Origin of the sequence: Pseudomonas sp. Q1-7, from assembly GCF_028010285.1 — a bacterium.
Taxonomy (GTDB): Bacteria; Pseudomonadota; Gammaproteobacteria; order Pseudomonadales; family Pseudomonadaceae; genus Metapseudomonas.
The window spans coordinates 5,126,472-5,148,232 of record NZ_CP116304.1 but is presented as its reverse complement, the minus strand read 5'-3'; the positions used below and the strand labels follow the sequence as shown (position 1 = coordinate 5,148,232).

Annotated in this window: 18 protein-coding genes; 5 read left to right on the top strand and 13 right to left on the bottom strand. The window is 66.1% G+C overall.

What is annotated here, in order from left to right:
• Window positions 1–112: 112 nt before the first annotated feature.
• The 12 genes from purD to PJW05_RS23780 form a co-directional block, all read right to left on the bottom strand.
• Window positions 113–1,402, bottom strand: coding sequence for a phosphoribosylamine--glycine ligase (gene purD / locus PJW05_RS23835; RefSeq protein WP_271409401.1), 1,290 nt, complete (start codon window positions 1,400–1,402; stop codon window positions 113–115).
• A 211-nt stretch (window positions 1,403–1,613) separates the two neighbouring features.
• On the bottom strand, window positions 1,614–3,221 hold the full coding sequence (gene purH, locus PJW05_RS23830) for a bifunctional phosphoribosylaminoimidazolecarboxamide formyltransferase/IMP cyclohydrolase (protein WP_271409400.1): 1,608 nt from the start codon (window positions 3,219–3,221) through the stop codon (window positions 1,614–1,616).
• 116 nt (window positions 3,222–3,337) lie between these two features.
• Window positions 3,338–3,658, bottom strand: a complete 321-nt coding sequence (gene fis / locus PJW05_RS23825; protein ID WP_151137459.1) for a DNA-binding transcriptional regulator Fis — start codon at window positions 3,656–3,658, stop codon at window positions 3,338–3,340.
• Complete coding sequence (gene dusB / locus PJW05_RS23820; protein WP_271409399.1) at window positions 3,655–4,650, bottom strand: tRNA dihydrouridine synthase DusB; 996 nt, start codon at window positions 4,648–4,650, stop codon at window positions 3,655–3,657. Before dusB ends, fis begins: the two co-directional genes overlap by 4 nt.
• Window positions 4,651–4,821: 171 nt before the next feature.
• Entirely contained in the window at window positions 4,822–6,165 is a 1,344-nt protein-coding gene (locus PJW05_RS23815; RefSeq protein ID WP_271409398.1) for a DUF3426 domain-containing protein, read from the bottom strand.
• Window positions 6,166–6,214: 49 nt separating this feature from the next.
• Window positions 6,215–7,093, bottom strand: a complete 879-nt coding sequence (prmA, locus tag PJW05_RS23810) for a 50S ribosomal protein L11 methyltransferase (RefSeq protein ID WP_271409397.1) — start codon at window positions 7,091–7,093, stop codon at window positions 6,215–6,217.
• Window positions 7,094–7,217: 124 nt separating this feature from the next.
• Window positions 7,218–8,567, bottom strand: coding sequence for an acetyl-CoA carboxylase biotin carboxylase subunit (gene accC / locus PJW05_RS23805; protein WP_271409396.1), 1,350 nt, complete (start codon window positions 8,565–8,567; stop codon window positions 7,218–7,220).
• A 17-nt stretch (window positions 8,568–8,584) separates the two neighbouring features.
• Complete coding sequence (gene accB, locus PJW05_RS23800) at window positions 8,585–9,046, bottom strand: acetyl-CoA carboxylase biotin carboxyl carrier protein (RefSeq protein WP_271409395.1); 462 nt, start codon at window positions 9,044–9,046, stop codon at window positions 8,585–8,587.
• 25 nt (window positions 9,047–9,071) lie between these two features.
• The gene (gene aroQ, locus PJW05_RS23795) at window positions 9,072–9,515 is read right to left on the bottom strand and encodes a type II 3-dehydroquinate dehydratase (protein ID WP_271409394.1); all 444 of its coding nucleotides are present in this window, start codon (window positions 9,513–9,515) and stop codon (window positions 9,072–9,074) included.
• A 122-nt stretch (window positions 9,516–9,637) separates the two neighbouring features.
• A complete protein-coding gene (locus PJW05_RS23790; protein ID WP_271409393.1) occupies window positions 9,638–11,413 on the bottom strand; it encodes a protein-disulfide reductase DsbD in 1,776 nt (591 codons plus the stop codon).
• A 146-nt stretch (window positions 11,414–11,559) separates the two neighbouring features.
• Window positions 11,560–12,603 (bottom strand): methyl-accepting chemotaxis protein, encoded by a 1,044-nt coding sequence (locus PJW05_RS26925; RefSeq protein ID WP_442969273.1) that lies wholly within the window; start codon window positions 12,601–12,603, stop codon window positions 11,560–11,562.
• A gap of 1,034 nt (window positions 12,604–13,637) precedes the next feature.
• Window positions 13,638–15,254, bottom strand: coding sequence for a response regulator (locus PJW05_RS23780; protein WP_271409391.1), 1,617 nt, complete (start codon window positions 15,252–15,254; stop codon window positions 13,638–13,640).
• 283 nt (window positions 15,255–15,537) lie between these two features.
• On the opposite strand from PJW05_RS23780, the gene PJW05_RS23775 reads away from it, so the two are divergent.
• From PJW05_RS23775 to PJW05_RS23755, 5 genes are all read left to right on the top strand, one after another.
• Window positions 15,538–16,605: a DUF2333 family protein gene (locus tag PJW05_RS23775; protein ID WP_271409390.1), complete on the top strand. Its 1,068-nt coding sequence runs from the start codon at window positions 15,538–15,540 to the stop codon at window positions 16,603–16,605.
• A complete protein-coding gene (locus PJW05_RS23770; RefSeq protein ID WP_271409389.1) occupies window positions 16,605–17,132 on the top strand; it encodes an NUDIX hydrolase in 528 nt (175 codons plus the stop codon). Before PJW05_RS23775 ends, PJW05_RS23770 begins: the two co-directional genes overlap by 1 nt.
• A gap of 421 nt (window positions 17,133–17,553) precedes the next feature.
• Complete coding sequence (locus PJW05_RS23765; RefSeq protein ID WP_271409388.1) at window positions 17,554–17,925, top strand: translation initiation factor Sui1; 372 nt, start codon at window positions 17,554–17,556, stop codon at window positions 17,923–17,925.
• A 130-nt stretch (window positions 17,926–18,055) separates the two neighbouring features.
• Window positions 18,056–19,969 carry an arginine decarboxylase gene (speA, locus tag PJW05_RS23760; RefSeq protein WP_271409387.1) on the top strand — a complete coding sequence of 638 codons (1,914 nt, stop codon included), beginning with the start codon at window positions 18,056–18,058 and terminating at the stop codon, window positions 19,967–19,969.
• A 451-nt stretch (window positions 19,970–20,420) separates the two neighbouring features.
• Window positions 20,421–21,044, top strand: coding sequence for an FMN-dependent NADH-azoreductase (locus PJW05_RS23755; protein WP_271409386.1), 624 nt, complete (start codon window positions 20,421–20,423; stop codon window positions 21,042–21,044).
• A 253-nt stretch (window positions 21,045–21,297) separates the two neighbouring features.
• Here PJW05_RS23755 and PJW05_RS23750 read toward each other — a convergent pair whose 3' ends face one another.
• A complete protein-coding gene (locus PJW05_RS23750; RefSeq protein ID WP_271409385.1) occupies window positions 21,298–21,756 on the bottom strand; it encodes a DUF2214 family protein in 459 nt (152 codons plus the stop codon).
• Window positions 21,757–21,761 lie beyond the last annotated feature (5 nt).

The following is a 21,761-nucleotide window of genomic DNA, read 5'->3' as shown; positions in this document are numbered from 1 at the left end:
GGTGAGTGGCCGGATTATAGCCAAGCCCCTCTTGTGCGGAATATGACCAAGACGGCCATATGGCCATCCCGGTCAGGGTGAGTTACTGCTGTTATTCCTTCGAAAGCCGATTTCAGCAATCGTTCTGCTCGCGCGCGATGGCGCGATAGCCGATGTCCTTGCGGTAGAAGCAGCCGTTCCAGCGGATTTTCTCCGCCAGGCGATAGGCCTGCTGCTGCGCGTCGGACACACTGCGGCCGATGGCGGTGGCGCAGAGCACGCGGCCGCCGGAGGTGACGATCTGGCCGTCCTTCAGTGCGGTGCCGGCGTGGAACACCTTACCGTCCAGGGCGGCGGCATCGGCCAGGCCTTCGATCACTTCGCCCTTGGCGTAGTCGCCCGGGTAGCCGCCGGCGGCCAGGACCACGCCCACGGTGGGGCGCGGGTCCCAGGTGGCTTCGACCTTGTCCAGGGCCTTGGCCAGGGCGGCTTCTACCAGCAGCACCAGGGAAGACTCCAGACGCACCATGATGGGCTGGGTTTCCGGGTCGCCGAAACGGCAGTTGAACTCGATGACCTTGGGTGCGCCGCTCTTGTCGATCATCAGGCCGGCATAGAGGAAGCCGGTGTAGACGTTGCCTTCCTCGGCCATGCCGCGCACGGTCGGGTAAATGACTTCGTCCATCACCCGCTGATGCACCTCGGGGGTGACCACCGGCGCCGGCGAGTAGGCGCCCATGCCGCCGGTGTTCGGGCCGGTGTCGCCGTCGCCGACGCGCTTGTGGTCCTGGCTGGTCGCCATGGGCAGCACGTTCTGGCCATCCACCATGACGATGAAGCTGGCCTCCTCGCCGTCGAGGAACTCCTCGATCACCACGCGCGAACCCGCATCACCGAAGGCATTGCCGGCGAGCATGTCGCGTACGGCGGCTTCGGCTTCTTCCAGGGTCATGGCGACGATCACGCCCTTGCCCGCGGCCAGGCCGTCGGCCTTGATCACGATGGGCGCACCCTTCTCGCGCAGGTAGGCCAGGGCCGGCTCGATTTCGGTGAAGTTCTGGTAGGCGGCGGTGGGGATCTGGTGGCGGGCCAGGAAGTCCTTGGTAAAGGCCTTGGAGCCTTCCAGTTGTGCCGCGCCGGCGGTGGGGCCGAAGATGGCCAGGCCGCGCGAGCGGAACAGGTCGACCACGCCCTTCACCAGCGGCGCTTCCGGGCCGACGATGGTCAGCTGGACGTTATTCGCGGCGAATTCCGCCAGTTGCTCCAGGGCCAGCACGTCGATGGCGACGTTCTCGCACTTGGCTTCGGTCGCGGTGCCGGCGTTGCCCGGCGCGACGAAGACTTTCTCCACGCGCGGGTCCTGGGCCACTTTCCACGCCAGGGCGTGTTCACGACCGCCGCTGCCGATGATCAATACGTTCATTGAGTTCTCCTTGAGGAGGCGGGCGTTACGCCCGAACGGTGGATAAGAAAAGCGTTATCCACCCTACAAAAGCTTTTATGCTCGGAGTCGAGGTTGCGATCGAGTAGGTAGATGCAAGGCGCCGGCCCCGTCACCAAGCGGAGTTGCCTTCTGGCAATGAGCATTGGGAGCGGGGCCGGCAACGCAGCAGATGCCTGCTCGAGGGCGACCGTTAGTGCCTAAAGTGGCGCATGCCGGTGAACACCATCGCAATACCTGCTTCGTCGGCGGCGGCGATGACTTCGTTGTCGCGCATGGAGCCGCCCGGCTGGATCACTGCAGTGATACCGGCGGCCGCGGCGTTGTCGATGCCGTCGCGGAAGGGGAAGAAGGCATCGGACGCCATCACCGCGCCCTTCACCTCAAGGCCGGCATGCTCGGCCTTGATGGCGGCGATGCGGGCGGAGTTCACGCGGCTCATCTGGCCGGCGCCGACGCCGACGGTCTGGCGGTTCTTGGCGTAGACGATGGCGTTGGATTTGACGAACTTGGCCACTTTCCAGGCGAAGATCAGGTCATGGATTTCCTGCTCGCTCGGGGCGCGCTGGGTGACGATCTTCAGATCTTCCGCCTTGATCATGCCGATGTCGCGGCTCTGCACCAGCAGGCCGCCGTTGACGCGCTTGAAGTCCCAGCCCGGGGCGCGCTCGGCCGGCCACTCGCCGCACTCCAGCAGGCGCACGTTGGCCTTGGCGGCAACCACGGCGCGGGCTTCGGCGGAGACTTTCGGGGCGATGATGACTTCGACGAACTGGCGCTCGACGATGGCCTTGGCGGTCTCGCCATCCAGCTCGCGGTTGAAGGCGATGATGCCGCCGAAGGCGGATTCGCTGTCGGTGGCGTAGGCCAGGTCGTAGGCCTTGCGGATGCCGCCTTCGTTGTCCGGCACCACGGCCACGCCACAGGGGTTGGCGTGCTTGACGATGACGCAGGCCGGCTTGAGGAAGCTCTTCACGCATTCCAGGGCGGCATCGGTGTCGGCCACGTTGTTGAAGGAGAGTTCCTTGCCCTGCAGTTGCACGGCGGTGGACACGCTGGCCTCGCCTTTCTTCGCTTCCACGTAGAAGGCCGCGCTCTGGTGCGGGTTCTCGCCGTAGCGCATCTCCTGGGCCTTGACGAACTGGCTGTTGAAGGTGCGCGGGAAGGCGCCGCGGCCTTCGGTGGAGAGGGTGTCGCGGACCTGGTCGATGGTGCCCAGGTAGTTGGCGATCATGCCGTCGTAGGCGGAGGTGTGCTCGAACGCCTTGAGGGCCAGGTCGAAGCGCTGGGCATAGGTCAGGCCGCCGGCCTTGAGCCCTTCGAGGATGCCGGCGTAGTCGCTGGCGTTCACCACGATGGCGACGTCCTTGTGGTTCTTCGCGGCGCTGCGGACCATGGTCGGGCCGCCGATGTCGATGTTCTCGATGGCCGTGGGCAGGTCGCAATCAGGCTTGGCAACGGTGGCTTCGAAGGGGTAGAGGTTGACCGCCACCAGGTCGATCGGCTTGATGCCGTGCTGTTCCATGACCGCGCCGTCGAGGTCGCGACGGCCGAGGATGCCGCCGTGGATTTTCGGGTGCAGGGTCTTCACGCGGCCGTCCATCATTTCCGGGAAGCCGGTGTAGTCGGCTACTTCCACGGCGGCGATGCCGTTGTCCTTGAGCAGCTTGTAGGTGCCGCCGGTGGAGAGGATCTCCACGCCAAGGGCAGCCAGTTCACGGGCGAACTCGACGATGCCGGTCTTGTCGGAAACGCTGATCAGGGCGCGGCGAACGGGAAGGCGGGTGGTCTGGTCGGTCATTTCGGAGCCATTCGAGTGGGAGATGGATTGGGCGGTGGGGGCCTGAAACTGGAAGCCGGAAGTCTGATCGTCGGGTCGCGTCCCGCTTCAAACTTCCGGCTTCCAGCTTCCGCCCTTCAGAGCAGGTCGTATTGCTTGAGCTTCTTGCGCAGCGTGCCCCGGTTGAGGCCGAGCATCTCGGAAGCCTTGGTCTGGTTACCCTTGACGTAGTTCATCACGGTTTCCAGCAGCGGCGCTTCCACTTCGGAAAGCACCAGGTTGTACACGTCCGTGACGGCGGCGCCCTCGAGATGGGCGAAATAGTTGTGCAGTGCCTTCTCGACACTGCCACGCAGGGTCTGGCCCTCTGCGGTGGGTGCCGTCAGGTGCTGTTTCAGGTTGGCGTTGTCGCTCACGGGTGTTGCCCCATCAAAAAAATTCTCGGTCATCGTCGTCATGCGGCCTTTTCCCCTTCGTTGTGACGCTCGGCGAAGAACTCCCGAACGTTGGCGCACTGCGCGTCCGTGGACTCCAAACGATTGAACTGGGCGCGAAACTCCCTGGCGCCCGGCAGGGTTTGCAGGTACCAGCCGACATGCTTGCGGGCGATGCGAACGCCCATTTCGTCGCCATAGAAGGCGTGCAGTGCGGCAAGGTGCTCCAGCAGTATCCGTTCCACTTCGATCAAGCACGGCGCCGGCAGAAGTTCACCGGTCGCCAGGTAATGCGCGATCTCGCGGAATATCCAGGGTCGCCCCTGGGCCGCTCGACCGATCAGCAGGGCATCGGCGCCGGTGGCGTCGAGGACCTGCCTGGCTTTCTGTGGCGAATCGATATCGCCATTGGCGAAGACCGGAATGGACACCGCCTGCTTGATCGCCGCGATGGTGTCGTATTCGGCTTCGCCGGTGTACAGGTCGGCGCGGGTCCGGCCATGGACGGCCAGCGCCTGGATACCGGCCTGTTCGGCGATCTTCGCCACCGCGATGCCGTTCCTGTTCGATCGGTCCCAGCCGGTCCGGATCTTCAGGGTGACGGGCACGTCGACGGCCTTGACCACGGCGTCGAGGATGTCGGCCACCAGGGCTTCGTCCTTCATCAGCGCCGAGCCGGCGGCCTTGTTGCAGACCTTCTTCGCCGGGCAGCCCATGTTGATGTCGATGATCTGCGCACCGAGTTCGACATTGGCCCTGGCCGCGTCCGCCAGCATCGCCGGGTCTCCACCGGCTATCTGCACGGAGCGGGGTTCCGGATCTCCTTCATGGAGCAGGCGCAACCTGGATTTACGGCTGTTCCACAGGCGCACGTCGCTGGTGACCATCTCCGAAACCACCATGCCGGCGCCGAGGCGGCGGCAAAGCAGACGGAACGGCCGGTCGGTGACACCCGCCATGGGGGCGAGTATTACCGGATTGGGCAAGGCATAAGGGCCAATGCTGACCGACGACATAGGTCTTCCCTGTTGAAGGGCCTGCTCAGTGGGGGAGTTCGAAAAAGGGTGGGCATGATACCCGCTCTCGATGACCGGATAAAGGCTGTTTTGAACAAATTCTGAACAGTCCTACGCTTATCGCCGGGAGTTAGCAATGCGCTGGAAGCGCCGGAATCCGGCGCCTGCGGCTTAATCGGGGGAATGGAAGCTCAGGCTGTAGTTCACGGCCTTGGTGCCCGGATCGAGGATGTCCAGGCTGACGTGGATGGGGGTCTGCGGAGGCATCTCCGTCTGTCCGGCCAGTTCGCCCGACAGGTACTCGCCGGGCTTGAAGCGACGACTGGCGAGCAGCTGGCCGTTGATGTCGGCGAAGCGCAGTTCCAGCAGCGGGAACGGCTGGGCGAAGGCGGCACGGTTGTAGAGGATGGCGTCGACCACCAGGGCGCCGGAGAACTCGGGGTGGCTGCGCACCACCAGGTTGCTGCTCTTGATCAGCTCGATATCCACCTTGGAGGGCAACTGGCAGCCGATTTCCGGGCAGAGCTGCTGGAACCAGGGGCGGTACTGGTCCTGCCGGGCCAGTTCGTCGAAGTGGTACCAGACGTACTGGGTGGCCAGGGCGAGCGCGGCCAGCAGGTTGATCAGGCCCCAACCGATCCAGCGCCCCCAGGGGCGCCGGCTCTCCTGCCAGTCCAGTTGCAGCGGCTCGTCGTTGAGGTCGAACAGGCCCTCCTCGCGCAGGGCGGGTTCGTTGCGCTTGGGTTGCTGGCGGGGCGGTTCGGCGGCGTGTGCGTCGTCCAGGTCGTCGGCGACCTCGTCGCGCAGGTCCTCGGGTTCGTCGTCGCGGGCCGAGCCAAGGCTGAAGTCCGGGCCGGGTTCGTCTTCCACCAGGTCCATGGACAGGCTGGGTTCGGTGCGCGCCACCGGGGCGGGCCTTGGCGGTTCCGGCGGGGTGAGGGCGAGCGGTTCGGCCGGGGGCTCGGCGCGCGGTTCGGGCTCGGCGTCCTGCTCTCTTTCCGCTGCCGGGGCGGTCTTGCGCTCCTCGGCTTCCAGCAGGGCTTCGGCCCAGCCTTCGTCATGCTGCGGTGCGGGTTGCGGCGCTGCCCGCAGCGGCGCGTTCGGGCCGAGCAGGTCGCGCGACAGGCGCTGTTCTTCCTGTTCCAGCTTGGCCAGCTCTTCGTCCAGGTCGAGGCTGTCGAGGTCCAGGTCGTCGTGGATCCACAGCGTGTCGTCGCTGGCTGGTTTCGCCGGTGGCGTGGGCGGCTGCTTGAGCACGGTGGCGACGCTGGGCGCCGGAGCGGTCGTGGCCGGGGGCGCTGATGGCGTGGCCGCCGGTTTCGCCGGGGAGGGGCTGGGGGTTGCGGGCGGTGGAATCGCCGCACCGCCCTTGGCCGCCAACAGCTGTTGCGCCGCATTGAACACGTGCAGGCAGGCACCGCAACGCACGGCGCCCTTGGCCACGGACAGCTGGGCGCGACTGACGCGGAAACTGGTCTGGCAATGCGGGCACTGGGTGACGAAGCTGTCGGTCATGCGGCGATCCGGTCGAAACGAAAGGCTATTTTACTCGATCTGCTGGGTTTCAGCGGCGCACGCCGCTGATGCGCACCCAGCCATCCTTCTCCGCGGTGGGGTCGAGGTCGAAGGCGTCGGCATAGGCCGCGCGGACTTCCTCGGCCTGCTCGGCGAGGATGCCGGAGAGTGCCAGGCGCCCGCCCGTGGCTACCAGTCCGGTGAGCTGCGGAGCGAGGGAGACCAGCGGGCCGGCGAGGATGTTCGCCACCACCACGTCGGCGGGTTTCGCCGGCAGGTCGGCGGGCAGGTAGAGCGGAAAGCGTGCCGGATCGATGCCGTTGCGGCCGGCATTGTCGCGGGAGGCTTCCAGGGCTTGCGGGTCGATGTCGGTGCCCACCGCCTGGCGCGCGCCCAGCAGCAGGGCGGCGATGGCAAGGATGCCCGAGCCGCAGCCGAAGTCCAGCACCTCGCAGTCGGTGAGGTCCTGGCCGTCCAGCCATTCCAGGCACAGGGCGGTGGTGGGGTGGGTGCCGGTGCCGAAGGCCAGGCCCGGGTCCAGCAGCAGGTTCACCGCGTCCGGCTCGGGGGCGGCGTGCCAGCTCGGCACTATCCACAGGCGGCGGCCGAAGCGCATCGGCTGGAAGTTGTCCATCCAGCTGCGTTCCCAGTCCTGGTCTTCGATGCGCTCGATCTGGTGCTCCGGCAGTTGACCGCCAGTCAGCAGCTGCAGGTGCGCGACCAGGGTGGTCTCGTCGGTGTCGGCCTCGAACAGGGCGAGCAGGTGGGTGTGGGACCAGAGCGGCGTGGTGCCGAGGTCGGGCTCGAAGATCGGCTGGTCTTCGGCGTCCATGAAGGTCACGGAGACGGCGCCCACTTCCAGCAGGGCGTCTTCGTAGGTGCCCGCCTGTTCCGGGGTGATGGCGAGACGGACTTGTAACCAGGGCATGGCGGGACCTCTTGAGAATTCAGCGTGCGCGTGCGGCAGGCGCGCAAGCTTACTTGAGCACAGGGCGGAAAAACACAAGGGCCGCCATTTGGCAGCCCCTGTGTCGTGGATCAGGCACTGGTGATCAGTGCTTGTCCATGCCGAGTTTCTTTTCCAGGTAGTGGATGTTGATGCCACCTTTGCAGAAACCCTTGTCGCGAGTGAGGTCGCGGTGCAGCGGGATGTTGGTCTTGATCCCGTCGACGACGATCTCGTCCAGCGCATTGCGCATGCGCGCCATGGCTTCATCGCGCGTGTTGCCGTAGGCGATCACCTTGCCGATCAGCGAGTCGTAGTTCGGCGGTACGGCGTAGCCGCTGTACAGGTGCGAATCGACACGGACGCCATTGCCGCCCGGTGCGTGGAAGTAGGTCACCTTGCCCGGGCAGGGCATGAAGTTGTCCGGGTCTTCGGCGTTGATCCGGCATTCAAGCGCATGGCCGCGGATGACCACGTCTTCCTGCTTGATCGACAGCTTGTTGCCCGCGGCGATGCTGAGCATTTCCTTGACGATGTCGATGCCGGTGACCATTTCGGTGACCGGGTGCTCCACCTGCACGCGAGTGTTCATCTCGATGAAGTAGAAGCGGCCGTCTTCGTAAAGGAACTCGAAGGTGCCGGCGCCGCGATAACCGATCTCGATGCAGGCCTGGACGCAGCGGTCCAGCACTTCGGCGCGGGCCTTTTCGTCGATCTGCGGAGCGGGGGCCTCTTCCAGCACCTTCTGGTGACGGCGCTGCAGCGAGCAGTCGCGGTCGCCCAGGTGGATGGCGTTGCCCTGGCCGTCGGACAGGACCTGCACTTCCACGTGGCGCGGATTGGTGAGGAACTTCTCCAGGTAGACCATCGGGTTGCCGAAGGCCGCACCAGCTTCGGTACGGGTCAGCTTGGCCGACTTGATCAGCTCTTCTTCCTCGTAGACCACGCGCATGCCGCGACCACCGCCGCCGCCGGCGGCCTTGATGATCACCGGGTAGCCCACTTCGCGGGCGATGGCCAGCGCGGTTTCCTCGTCTTCCGGCAGCGGGCCGTCGGAGCCCGGCACGGTGGGTACGCCGGAGCGCTGCATGGCTTCCTTGGCGGAAACCTTGTCGCCCATCAGGCGGATCACATTGGCGGTCGGACCGACGAAGGTGAATCCGGAGTTCTCCACCTGTTCGGCGAAGTCGGCGTTTTCGGCGAGGAAGCCGTAACCCGGGTGGATCGCGGTGGCGCCGGTGAGTTCGGCGGCGCTGATGATCGCCGGGATGCTCAGGTAAGACTGGGCTGCCGAAGCCGGGCCGATGCAGACGGTTTCGTCGGCCAGGGACAGGTGCATCAGCTCACGGTCGGCCGTGGAGTGCACCGCCACTGTCTTGATGCCCAGTTCCTTGCAGGCGCGAAGGATGCGCAGGGCGATCTCGCCACGGTTGGCGATCAGGACTTTTTCCAACATCGCAGGCTCTCCGCGGTTCAGACGATGGTGAACAGCGGCTGGTCGTACTCAACCGGCTGACCGTTTTCCACCAGGATGGACTCGATCACGCCACTGGCTTCGGCTTCGATGTGGTTCATCATCTTCATGGCTTCGACGATGCAGAGGATGTCGCCTTTCTTCACGCTCTGGCCGACTTCCACGAAGGCCGCGGTGGTCGGGGACGGCGAGCGGTAGAAGGTGCCGACCATCGGCGAGCGCACCACGTTGCCGTTCAGCTTGGGCGCGGCCGGAGCGGCGGCTTCGGCGGCGGCCGGGGCGGCAGCGGCAACCGGGGCGGCTACCGGAGCCGGGGCTGCGGCGTAGATCGGCTGGGCGGCCATCGCCTTGTTGCTGTGACGGCTGATGCGCACGGACTCTTCGCCCTCGCGGATCTCCAGTTCGTCGATACCGGATTCTTCCAGCAGTTCGATCAGTTTCTTGACTTTACGGATATCCATTAATCATCAACTCCCAAGGGTGAGGTCAGGGGCGTTCAAGGTGTTCCAGTGCCGCGTCCAGGGCCAGGCGGTAGCCGGTGGCGCCCAGACCGCAGATCACTCCCACGGCAACATCGGAGAAGTAGGAGTGGTGGCGGAAAGGTTCTCGTTTGTGCACGTTGGACAGGTGCACTTCGATGAATGGGATGCTCACTGCGAGCAATGCGTCACGTAGGGCGACACTTGTATGCGTGAAAGCAGCAGGATTGATGAGGATGAAGTCCACTCCTTCACCACGGGCCGCGTGAATCCGGTCGATCAGTTCGTACTCGGCGTTGCTCTGCAGGTGCATCAGGTGATGGCCGGCTTCGCGGGCGCGCCGTTCCAGGTCCTGGTTGATCTCGGCCAGGGTCGTTGCCCCGTATTTGTCGGGTTCGCGGGTTCCCAGCAGATTGAGGTTGGGGCCGTGCAGGACGAGCAGGGTGGCCATGCTGATTGTTCCTTATTGGAGGCCAGGCGGCACTATGCCGGATAGCCGGAAAGGCTGTCCAGTTGCCAACAATAGTCGACAAGATGCCCGGTGTTTGCGGCAAATATATGACGTTGCTCGCGTCAGCGTGATGCGTTCGCCTGTTGCAGGCGGGCGGCGAAGGCCTTGGCATCGACTTCACCTACGACACGCAGTTCGGTCATTTCGTCACCCTTGCCGTCGAAGAACAGGATGGCCGGTGGTCCGAACAGCTTGTAGCGATCGAGCAGCGCCCGTTGCTCGGCGTTGCTTTCGGTCATGTCGAAGCGGATCAGGCGGTAGCCGCCCAGCTGCGAGCTAACCTCCGTGGCGGTGAGGACTTCACGTTCGATCACCTTGCAACTAATGCACCAGTCGGCATACCAGTCCAGCAACACCTGCTGGCCAGAGCCCCTGGCTTCGGCGAGGAGGCCGCTGAGTTCCGCCGGCGTCTTGATGGTTTGCCATTCCCCGGCGGCCGGTTGCGCCGTGGGCGCACCAACCAGGTGCGTGCGGCCCAGGGGGCGCAGGGGGTCGGACTCGCCTTTCAGTGCGCCGGACCAGGCTGCCACGGCGTACACCAGCAGCACCAGCCCGCCCAGTTGGGCCAGGCGTTCGCGCGGTGCCTTGGGGGTGAATTCCAGGGCGCCGAGGAACAGCGCCACGCCGCCCGCCAGCAGGCCCCACAGGCCCAGCGCGAGCGGGCCGGGCAGGACCCGTTCGAGCATCCACACCGCCACCGCCAGGAGCAGCACGCCGAAGGCGTTGCGCACGGCGACCATCCAGGCTCCGGCCTTGGGCAGCAGTGCACCGCCGCCGGTCGCGAAGAGCACCAGTGGGGCGCCCATGCCCAGGCCCAGGGCGAAGAGTTTCAGGCCGCCGCCCAGGGCATCGCCGCTGGCACTGATATAGAGCAGGGCACCGGCCAGGGGGGCGGACACGCAGGGGGAAACCAGCAGGCTGGAGAGGACGCCGAGCAGGGCGGCGCTCCAGATCGAGCCACCCTTGGCGCTGCCGGCCAGGCTGTCCAGCGGGCCGCTGATGAAGCGCGGCAGGCGCAGTTCGTAGAGGCCGAACATGGCCAGGGCGAAGAGGGTGAAGAAGCCGGCGAAGGGTACCAGTACCCAGGGCGATTGCAGCCGCGCCTGGAGGTTGAGTTCGGCGCCGAACACGCCCATCAGCGCCCCCAGCAGGGCGAAGCAGGCGGCCATTGGCAGCACGTAGGCCAGCGACAGCACCAAGCCGCGTCCGCCGCCCGCCTGGCCGCGCAGCACCACGCCGGACAGGATCGGCAGCATCGGCAGTACGCAGGGCGTGAAGGTCAGGCCCAGGCCCGCGAGGAAGAACAGCGCCAGCTCGTGCCAGCTCCAGACGCCGCCGCCGGCGCTGCCGACTGCGCCGTTGCCGCTGCTGGCGGCTCCGCCAGCCAGCTGCAGTACTTCGGTTTCCGGCGGATAGCACAGGCCCTTGTCGGCGCAGCCCTGGTAGGTCACCCGCAGTGCGCTGGGGGCCGTGCGCGCCGGGTCCAGCGGCAGGTCGATGTCCAGTACGCCGTAGTACACCTCGACGTCGCCGAAGAATTCGTCCGTCTTGGGCTTGCCCGCCGGCAGCACCGGCTGGCCCAGGCCGCTGTCGGCCGGTTCGGCGCGGAACTGGAAGCGATGGCGATAGAGGTAGTAGCCCTCGGCATTGGTGAAGCGCAGCTTCACCGAAGTGGGCGTGCTCTCCGCCAGACTGAGGCGAAAGGCTTCGCGCACCGGCAGGAAGTCGCCACTGTTATTGAGGGGGGCACCCAGGGTCGGATTCGGTCGGTTGTCCAGCAACCCTGCGCCGGCGGGCAGGGCCACCAGCAGCAGGATCAGGCTCAGCAGGCGGCGCATGGAAATCTCTTGGGTGGAAATGTCCGCATCATAGCGGACCTTTAGGCGTTCCTGCAGGCGCCGGGCTGTAAGCGGTTTTGTCCAGGGCGTGAAAGGTCGAGGTCCCGCGGAGGAAAGCCGGCGCGACAATAGGTCGCGCCCGTCACTCAGACGCGGAAGGCTTTCACCGCCGTATGCAGTTGGCCGCCGAGCTGCAGCAGGCGCTCGCCCTGGCTGCGGCTTTCGCCGATGCGCGTCAGGTTGTCGCCGCCCAACTGGTGGATCTGCTCGCTGTGGTCGCGGATTTCGCTGACGGTGCCGCTCTGCTGGGCGGTGGCGTCGGCGATGCGTTCGGCCATGCTGGCGATGGTGCGAATGGCGCTGACCACCTCCACCAGGGCGCCATCGGCGGCGGCGGCCTGCTCGGCGCTGGCTTCGGCGTGCTTCACCTGGACGCGCATGGCCTCCACCGATTGCCGGGCCGCCTGCTGCAGGCGCGCGATCAGTTGCTGGATCTCGCTGGTGGCGCCGGTGGTGCGCTGGGCCAGGGAGCGCACTTCCTCGGCCACCACGGCGAAGCCGCGGCCCATCTCGCCGGCACGGGCCGCCTCGATGGCGGCGTTCAGCGCCAGCAGGTTGGTCTGCTCGGCAATGGCGCGGATCACCGTCAGCACCTTGTCGATGGTTTCGGTTTCCTCGGCCAGGCGCTCCACCGACTGGGCGCTGTTCTGCACTTCGCTCACCAATTGGTGCAGGCCGGCCAGGCTCTGGTCGATCACGCCCTGACCCTGTTCCACGGCACGCCCGGCGTCGCGGCTGGCGTCGGCGGCCAGGCTGGCGTCGCCGGCCACCTGCTGGATGGTGGCTTCCAGCTCGCCCAGGGCATCGCGGATCTGCGCGGTGCCGCCGGCCTGGTGCTCGGCGCCGGCGTGCAGGCCGTTGCTGAGGTCGGCCAGGGCGCTGCTGCTGCCGGCGACCTGTTCGGCGTGTTGGCGGATGGTGCCCACCAGTTCGCCGAGGTAGTCGCGCAGGCGGTTGAGGGAGTCCTCGATGCGGCGCAGGTCGTGGATGCTCGATTCGAGCACGATGGGCCGGCTGAAGTCGCCGGCGGCCCAGGCGCCAAGGGCCGCGACGAGACGTCCGAGGACCTGGGTCAGGCGGCGCTGGATGCGGTCGATGCACAGGGCGATGAGCAGGATCAGGCCGATCATCAGCCCCTGCATCACGCGCACTTCGGCCTGGATGCGGCTGTGCTCGGCCCGTACCACGGGCTCCAGGGCGGCCAGGGCTGATTGCAAGGCATCGATCCGCTGGCGAGTGGTGTCGGCCAGCCCGGCGCGCAGCTGGATCAATTCGCGGGTGCGCGCCAGTTCGCCGGGGTAGCGCTTGAGCAGGCCGGCCAGCTCGCGCTTGAGGGCGACGCCACGGTCCTCCGCCTGGCTGGATTCGCTGCTGCTTTCCAGGCCCATCAGGGCGGCGAAGTCGTCGGCGGCGGAACTGCTGCTGTCGGCCACGCCGAGCAGCGGCAGCGCGTCGAGGGCTGCGCTGTCGCGACCCAGGGCTTCCAGCTCGCGCTCGACGTCGGCGGCCAGCTCGTCGCGGCCGCTTTCCACCAGCTTGGCGCGGGCCAGGCTGAGGCGATTGAGGTGCTGGGCGGCGGCAAACAACGGCGCGCGATAATCGACGGCCGCCGGCGTGCCGGCCGAGTCGGCGTACTGGGCGAGCTGGTCGAGGGCGCCGGCGATTTCCCGCTCGGCCTGGATCAGCAGGCCCTGCGGGTCGCCAGCCAGCTTGCCGGCCGCCAGCAGTTCACCACGGGTGAATTCGCGCAGTTCGTTGAAGCTGGGCAGCAGGTCGCGGGTGAACCCGTCGGGAAGCTGGCCGAGGTGCTGTTCCAGGTCGTCGATGCCTTGGCTGGCGGCGCTGTGGCGCAGGGCATCGCCGCTGGCGAGGTAGGCCTGGACGTTGTCCGCCACGTCGGTGCGGAAGCGCTGGGCGACTTCCAGGTACTGCTCCATCAGTTGATAGGGGCGTTCCAGTGCCCGCTGCGACCACCAGAGGGTGGCCCCCAGAGCCAGGCACACGGTGACCAGCAACAGGGTGATCAGGTTGGTGAGCAGTTTCAGGCGCATCGCTTCCTCGTCGGACTGCTTTGCCGGTCCACGGTCCTGCTGGGCCGGGAGCGGGTGCACGGGGGATGGCCAGATGATATTGCTGTTTGATGACAGTCCCGTGACCGTGGACGTCAGTCGCGAAACAGTTCGACGCGGTTGCGGCCGCTGTGCTTGGCGAGATAGAGCGCTTCGTCCGCCTGCTTGGACAACTGGTTGATGTCCAGGCCGTCGTGCAGTTGGGCGATGCCGCAACTGAAGGTGCAGCTGAGGTCGTGGGGCTGTGCCGGGTAGCGGATTTCGGCGAAGCGCCGGCGGATCTCCTCCAGCACCCGTTGCGCGGCTTCCAGGTCGGTATCGGGCAGCACCACGGCGAATTCCTCGCCACCGTAGCGGCCGATATGGTCGGTCTTGCGCAGGCGCTGCTTGAGGAACAGGGCAAGACTCTTGATCACCCGGTCGCCCATGGGGTGGCCGTAGGTGTCGTTGACCTTCTTGAAATGGTCGATGTCGAGCATGGCGAAGCACAGCGGCTTGCCGTCCCGGCGCGCCCGGGAGCTGGCGTCTTCCAGCAACTGCAGGGTGTGGGTGTGGTTGAACAGGCCGGTGAGGCTGTCGCGCACCATGCGCGCCTTGAGGCTGCGCGCGCGCTTGGCACGGGTGCGCACGGTGGCGATCAGGTGGCGCGGTTTGATCGGTTTGGTGAGGAAGTCGTCGCCGCCCTCGCTCATGGCGTCCAGCTGCTTGTTCAGGTCGTCCTCGGCCGACAGGTAGATGATCGGCACGCTGACATAGCGCTCGTGCTGGCGGATCACTTTGGCCAGTTCGGTGCCCAGGCATTCGGGCATGTACATGTCGAGGATGATCAGGTCCGGCTGGAATTCGGACAGGGCCTGCAGGGCCTGCACCGGCTCGGTGATGACACGGGTGACGATGCCGGCGGAGTTGAGGACCAGCTCGGTGTGGGTGGCCTGGGCGCGGGAGTCGTCCACCACCAGCACCTTGAAGGGATCGTAGTGGGCGGTGCGGGTCAGGGTTTCCAGCTTTTCCAGCAGGCTGGACGCATCCAGGGCACCGGTGAAGAACTCCTGGCCGCCCGCGCGCACGGCGGACAGGCGGGTCGGCGCATCGGCTTCTTCATGGCTGAAGAATATGACCGGCAGCTTCTGCTCCAGGCCCTGCTGGGCTTCGCGGGCCAGTTCCAGGCCCTGGCCGGGGCCGGAAAAATCCACCTCCAGCACGATGGCCGACGGATGCCGCTCGGCCATCGCCGAGCGGAAGGCGTTGGCGCTGTCGCAGAGCTGGGCGTTGAGGCCGAAGAACTCCAGTTGCTGGGTCAGGCGCTCGGCGCGGTCCTCGCTTTGCAGCGCCAGGTACACCGGTTTGCGCAAGGGGGGCAGAAAGGTCTGCTCGAACTGGTCGCCGTGGCGCAGTCCGGTGCGCGACAGGCGCTGCATCAACAGGCTGAGCTCGGTGATCAGGTCGCTGGACAGTCGCCCCCGATTTTCCTCCACGCCGCGCAGGCAATCGCCGATAGCCAGCGCCAGGCGTGTATGTTCAGGCTGCTCGAAGCGTTCGGCGTAGCGCTGCAGGTAGAGGCTGGCCTCGGCCAGCTCGCTCATGCACGCCGTGTTCCACTCGCTGCGTTGCAGGCGCTGCCAGATTTCCAGCACGTGCCGCGCCTGGTTGATGACTCGCTGGGCGAAGTGGTGCTTGAGTCGATCGCGGGTGGGATCTTCGTGCTCGGTCATGGCCGGAGGTGTCGCCTGGAGACGATCTAGATGGTGGCTCCATGCTATCACCTTGTAGCCGGTACGCCAGTGCCATTTGTCCCGCTTTCGCCAGAAAAATTCAGACGGGTTCCGGCAGCCGCGGGCCCGGGCGCCGATGCCGGCGCCGGAACCGGTGGATGGTTGGGCGCGTGGACACTGCGCGGCGCACGCGCATCCCTTATAGTGCTGGACTCGGCCGCAACGCCCGGGGCGAATGTGGGTCGAACCTTTCCGTGCTGATCGAAATTCGAAGGACACTGCCATGCTGGACTGGAAGAAACGTATGGGCGAGGCGCGCGAGCGCGTCGATGACTCGGTTGACGATGTGCGCAGCTACCTCGGCGGTATCTGGCTGAGCCGTGCCCTCGGCAGTCTGCTGGTGATTTACCTGCTGGCCTGCCTGGTGGTGGGCTGGTACTGGAGCCGCGAGCCCGATCTTTTCTCCGTGCAGCAGAACGCGCAGGAGCACGCCGAGCGCGCCGGCCGCCAGATGGTCAGCGGCTACACCACGGTGGAAACTCTCAAGACCGTGGCCCAGACCCTGCTCGACAAGAGCGGCGGCTACCTGTCCAACGACCTTGCCCCGCCCGGTCTCTGGCTGGACAACATGCCCAGTTGGGAATACGGCGTGCTGGTTCAGGTACGCGACCTGTCCCGGGCCCTGCGCAAGGACTTCGCCCGCTCCCAGTCGCAATCCACCGAGGACCCGGACCTGGCCCGGGCGGAACCGCGCTTCAACTTCGACAACAAGAGCTGGGCGCTGCCAGCGTCCGAGTCGGAGTACCAGGAAGGCATTCGTTCCCTGGATCGCTATCTGGCCCGCCTGGCCAACCCCAACCAGCCCGCGCAGTTCTACAGCCGCGCCGACAACCTGAACAACTGGCTGGGTGACGTCGCCACCCGTCTCGGTTCGCTCTCCCAGCGCCTCTCCGCCAGCGTCGGCCGGGTGCGCCTGAACAGCGACATCAGCCCGGAAGCGGCCGCCGTCACCGGCCAGGTGCCCGCCGTGAGCGAAGAAATCGTCGAGACGCCCTGGCTGCAGATCGACAACGTCTTCTATGAAGCCCGTGGCCAGGCCTGGGCGCTGTCGCACATCCTGCGCGCCATCGAGGTGGACTTCGCCGACGTGCTGGCGAAGAAGAACGCCACCATCAGCGTGCGCCAGATCATCCGCGAACTGGAGGCCGCCCAGGAGCCCCTGTGGAGCCCCATGGTGCTGAACGGCAGTGGCTACGGCGTGCTGGCCAACCATTCGCTGGTGATGGCCAACTACATCTCCCGCGCCAACGCCGCGGTGATCGACCTGCGCCAACTGCTGGAGCAGGGCTGATGGCCATCGACGAACGCGAGGCGGCCCACCGCGCCGCCTCCGACGCCGAACGGGTGACCTGGGTCGACGAGCAGGATCGCCCCCTCGGCGGCCTGCCGCGTGCCGAACTGCGCGAGCGTGGACTGATCTCACGCGGCACCTTCATCCTGCTGTTCAACTCCGCCGGCGAGCTTTGCGTGCATCGCCGCACCCTGAGCAAGGCGCTCTATCCGGGCTACTGGGACGTGGCCGCCGGTGGCATGGTGCAGGAAGGCGAGGACTACGCCCTGTCCGCTGCCCGTGAACTGGAAGAGGAACTCGGCATCGGCGGGGTTCCGCTACGCGAGCATGGGCGCTTCTATTTCGACGAGCCGGGCAACCGCCTCTGGGGGGCGGTGTTCTCCGCCGTCTCCGATGCGCCGCTGAAGTTGCAGCCGGAAGAGGTTCTGGAAGCGCGCTTCATGACGGTGGACAAGGCGTTCGCCCTGAGCCCCTGCTGCCCGGACTCCCTCAAGGCGCTGAAGCTGTACCTGGCGTCGCTGACGTAACTCCGCCGGTTACTGACCTTGTGGGGGCGATTTCAATCGCCAAGGACTGCGTAGCAGGCCCCAGTGGGCACACAAGGGCAGCCCTTCGGCCTGCTTGGCGAATGAATTCGCCCCCACAGTAAAAGCAGTTCTTGCCCAGACTGCCGATTGCGCTCGATGGCTTGAATCACCCCACCCAAACCCGCGCCGGGTGCGGGTTTGTGCAATATCCCGGACCTTTTCGTGCGGGATGCCGAACGAGGTCGCCAATCTGTCGGTCAATGGCGCATTTTCGTACTTAGCATTCGCCGCGAATGCTGCTAAATTTCGCCGCCTTTCAACCCTGGCCTCCCGGCCAGGCAGCGCTGCCCCTGCCAGAGTGGGGCTTCGCGGTCGGCGCCCCGCCGACCAGTCGCTATCCTGACCCCTACGAGGAAAGCCGGTGGTCAAGAAAGCTTCGTCCTTTGCCGCCCTCGGCGGCCTGGTGTACTCCACCGACAGCGGCCGGCACTGCCCGGAATGCCGCCAGCCCATCGATGCCTGCATCTGCCAGCAAGCCAGCGTGCCGGCCGGCGACGGCATTGCCCGTGTGCGCCGCGAAACCAAAGGTCGTGGCGGCAAGACCGTCACCACCGTCAGTGGCGTGCCGCTGGCCGGCGATGAGCTGAAGGAGCTGGCCAGCGCGCTCAAGCGTCGTTGCGGAACCGGTGGAGCCCTGAAGGACGGCGTGATCGAGATCCAGGGCGACCACGTGGACCTGTTGCTTGAAGAACTCGCCAAGCGCGGCTTCAAGGCCAAGAAATCCGGCGGCTGAGCCACGGCTTTCTAAACTGACCGTCATTGCGGCGGTCAACACTCCAACGTCACACGACCGAATTAACCTGTCCAAGCCCCCGGCCTGACCCGGCGGGCGTGGCGCTTTTCTATCCCATAGGGGGAAATCGATGTCTGCACGACGCACGCGCAAGGACGATGGCACCAGCTGGACCGTGGCCGACAGCCGCAGTGTCTATGGCATTCGCCATTGGGGGGCCGGCTATTTCGCAATCAACGAGGCGGGCCGCGTTGAAGTGCGTCCGCGTGGCGCCGGCAGCTCGCCGGTGGACTTCTTCGACCTCATCGGCGACCTGCGCGAAGCCGGCCTTTCCCTGCCGCTGCTGGTGCGCTTCCCCGACATCCTGCAGGACCGCGTGCGTCAGCTGACCGGCGCCTTCGACGCCAGCATCGCGCGCCTGGAGTACCAGAGCCGCTACACCGCGCTGTACCCGATCAAGGTCAACCAGCAGGAAGCGGTGGTGGAAAACATCATCGCCACCCAGAACGTCTCCATCGGCCTGGAGGCCGGCTCCAAGCCCGAGCTGCTGGCCGTGCTGGCGCTGGCGCCGAAGGGCGGCACCATCGTCTGCAATGGTTACAAGGACCGCGAGTTCATCCGCCTGGCGCTGATGGGCCAGAAGCTCGGCCACAACGTCTTCATCGTCATCGAGAAGGAAGCCGAGGTGGAGTACGTCATCGACGTCGCCGCCGAACTCAAGGTCGCGCCCCAGGTGGGCCTGCGCGTGCGCCTGTCGTCCCTGGCCTCGTCCAAGTGGGCCGACACCGGCGGCGAGAAATCCAAGTTCGGCCTCTCCGCCGCGCAGATCCTCTCGGTGGTCGAGCGCTTCCGCAAGGCCGGCCTTGACCAGGGCGTGCGCCTGCTGCACTTCCACATGGGGTCGCAGATCGCCAACCTGGCCGACTACCAGCACGGTTTCAAGGAAGCCATCCGCTACTACGCCGAGCTGCGCAACCTCGGTCTGCCGGTGGACCACATCGACGTCGGCGGCGGCCTTGGCGTGGACTACGACGGCACCCACTCGCGCAATGCCAGCTCGATCAACTACGACATGGACGACTACGCCAGCGTGGTGGTGGGCATGCTCAAGGAGTTCTGCGACGCCCAGGGCCTGCCGCACCCGCACATCTTCTCCGAGAGCGGCCGCGCCATGACCGCGCACCATGCCGTGCTGGTGATGCAGGTGACCGACGTCGAGCGCCACAACGACGAAGTGCCGAAGTTCGCCAACCTGGAGGAGCAGCCGGAGATCGTCCGCTGGCTGGCCGAACTGCTCGGCCCGACCGACGCCGAAATGGTCACCGAGACCTACTGGCGCGCCACTCACTACATGAGCGACGCCGCGGCCCAGTACGCCGAAGGCAAGCTGTCGCTCGCCGAAAAGGCCTTGGCCGAGCAGGCCTACTTCGCCATCTGCCGCCGCCTGCACAACCAGCTCAAGGCACGCCAGCGTTCCCACCGCCAGGTGCTCGACGAACTGAACGACAAGCTGGCGGAGAAGTACATCTGCAACTTCTCGGTGTTCCAGAGCCTGCCGGACACCTGGGCCATCGGCCAGGTGCTGCCGATCATCCCGCTGCACCGTCTGGACGAGGAACCCCTGCGCCGCGCCGTGCTGCAGGACCTGACCTGCGACTCCGACGGCAAGATCAACCAGTACGTCGACGAGCAGAGCATCGAGACCAGCATGCCGGTGCACGAAGTGCGCGACGGCGAGGACTACCTGCTGGGCGTGTTCCTGGTGGGCGCCTACCAGGAAATCCTCGGCGACATGCACAACCTGTTCGGCGACACCGACTCGGTGAACGTCTACCAGCACGACGATGGCAGCGTGTACCACGCCGGCATCGAGACCCACGACACCATCGAAGACATGCTGCGCTACGTGCACCTGTCCCCCGAGGAACTGATGGCGCATTACCGCGACAAGGTGGCCAGCGCCAAGCTCAGCCCGCGCGAGCGCACGCAGTACATCGATGCCCTGCGCCTGGGGCTGACCCGCTCCTCGTATCTGTCTTCCTGACAGCACGACGAATGAACAAGCCCGGCCCCGCGCCGTAATACTGTTCACTTAAGCGCGCATGACTCGCTCCCCTCTCCCATTTATGGGAGAGGGGCTGGGGGAGAGGGTTGAAATCCCTGCGAAACAGTCGTTTCCCCCCCTCTCCCTAACCCTCTCCCCAAAGGGGCGAGGGGACTGATCGAGTCCCGTTACTTCTTATGTGAACAGCATTACGGCCCCGCGCCGGGCTTTTCATTCGAGCTTGCGAAGCCGTAGGGTGGAGCACGCTTCATCGGTCCACCGTCGGTGGTCTGGCCAGACGCCGAATGGTGGAAATGAAAAGCGATTTCCACCCTACGACTGTAGGAGCGATTACCAGGCAACGTGGGGCGACCCGACCAACCCCCTGGCAAAATCTCCCGTCCGGCGCTTTCATTTCCGCCAGCCGTTCTCAACCTGTCGGGAGTTCCCCATGCCGCGCGTCCTTCTGCTCGAATGCAGCCCCAACGACCTGGCCTCGCCCGGAGGCCAACTGGCCCGGGAAATGGCCCGGCGCATCCACCCCAAGGCCGAGGTGATCGTCCGCAACCTGGTGCGCGAGCCGCTGCCGCCCCTGTGGGCCGGCTATGCCGAAGCGGTGGTGGGCAAGTCGGATAGCGCCGACGAGCATTTCGCCCTGTCCGAGCAGTTGATCGGCGAGCTGGAACGCAGCCATTACCTGCTGATCTCCACCCCCATGCACAACTACATGGTGCCGGCGGTATTGAAGCTCTGGCTGGACTACGTGGTGCGCATCCACCGCACCTTCGAGATCCACAACGGCCGGCGCGACGGCCTGCTGGAGGATCGGCCCACCTTCGTGGTGCTGAGTTCGGGCGGGCACTACCTGGGGGCCAAGGCCAAGCAGATGGACTTCCTCTCGCCCTACCTGCGCCACGTGCTGGGCATCATCGGCCTGCACCATGTGGAGTTCATCCACCTGCAGGGCCTGGCCGACGGCGAGGACGCGGTGGCCGCGGCCCTGACCCAGGCCCGCGAGCGGCTCTCCTTCAACCCGGTGTTCGCCCCCGAACCCTTCCCCGATGTGGTCCTGTAGCAGGGGCGAATTCCTTTTAACGTGGGAAGCCACGTCCGTGGGGCGTGGCCATGCGTCACCGGCGCTGCCTGTGATGCGTGCGGGCTGCGAGGCGTATGCGAAGGCATTTCGTAGGCTGGTGCTGAGCCTGCGAAGCCTAGCGGTGTGCGGCGTGTTGGGCCACGATCTGGCCGCCTGCCCCGAGATACCCCCTTAAAGCGGGGCAAAGGCAAGTCCACGCCCCACGAACGTGAATGTGTACTCGCCGCCGGGTTCAGCCGCCAATCACGCCATATCCGCGCGCCATCAGCACCGCGAACAGCGGCAGCAGCAGCGCCAGCAGCAGCTCCAGACGGATCACCATGATCACCGCCCGGGCCTTGCCGGGGCTGACCTGGGGCACCTGGCCGGCCTTCAGCGCGTTGCGCCAATTGAGGAAGACGAAGGTGGGGAAGCCGGAGAGCAGGGCGATCAGCACGAACAGGCCCATCTTGGCGTGGAACATCGAGTTGGCGAGGTAGTAGTCCAGGCCCTTGCCGTACCAGATCACCCGCGCCAGGCCGGTGGCCAGGACCGCGCCGGCGGCCAGGCCGTAGGCGAGGTCGATACGCACCAGGCTGCGGGCGCGCTCCAGGTCCAGGGGCAGCTTGAACAGGCGGTGCTCCAGGACGAGCAGGGCGAAGAGCGCGAAGATGGAGAGAATGTGCAGGTAGGCGGCGACGGCTTGTCCCATGGAAA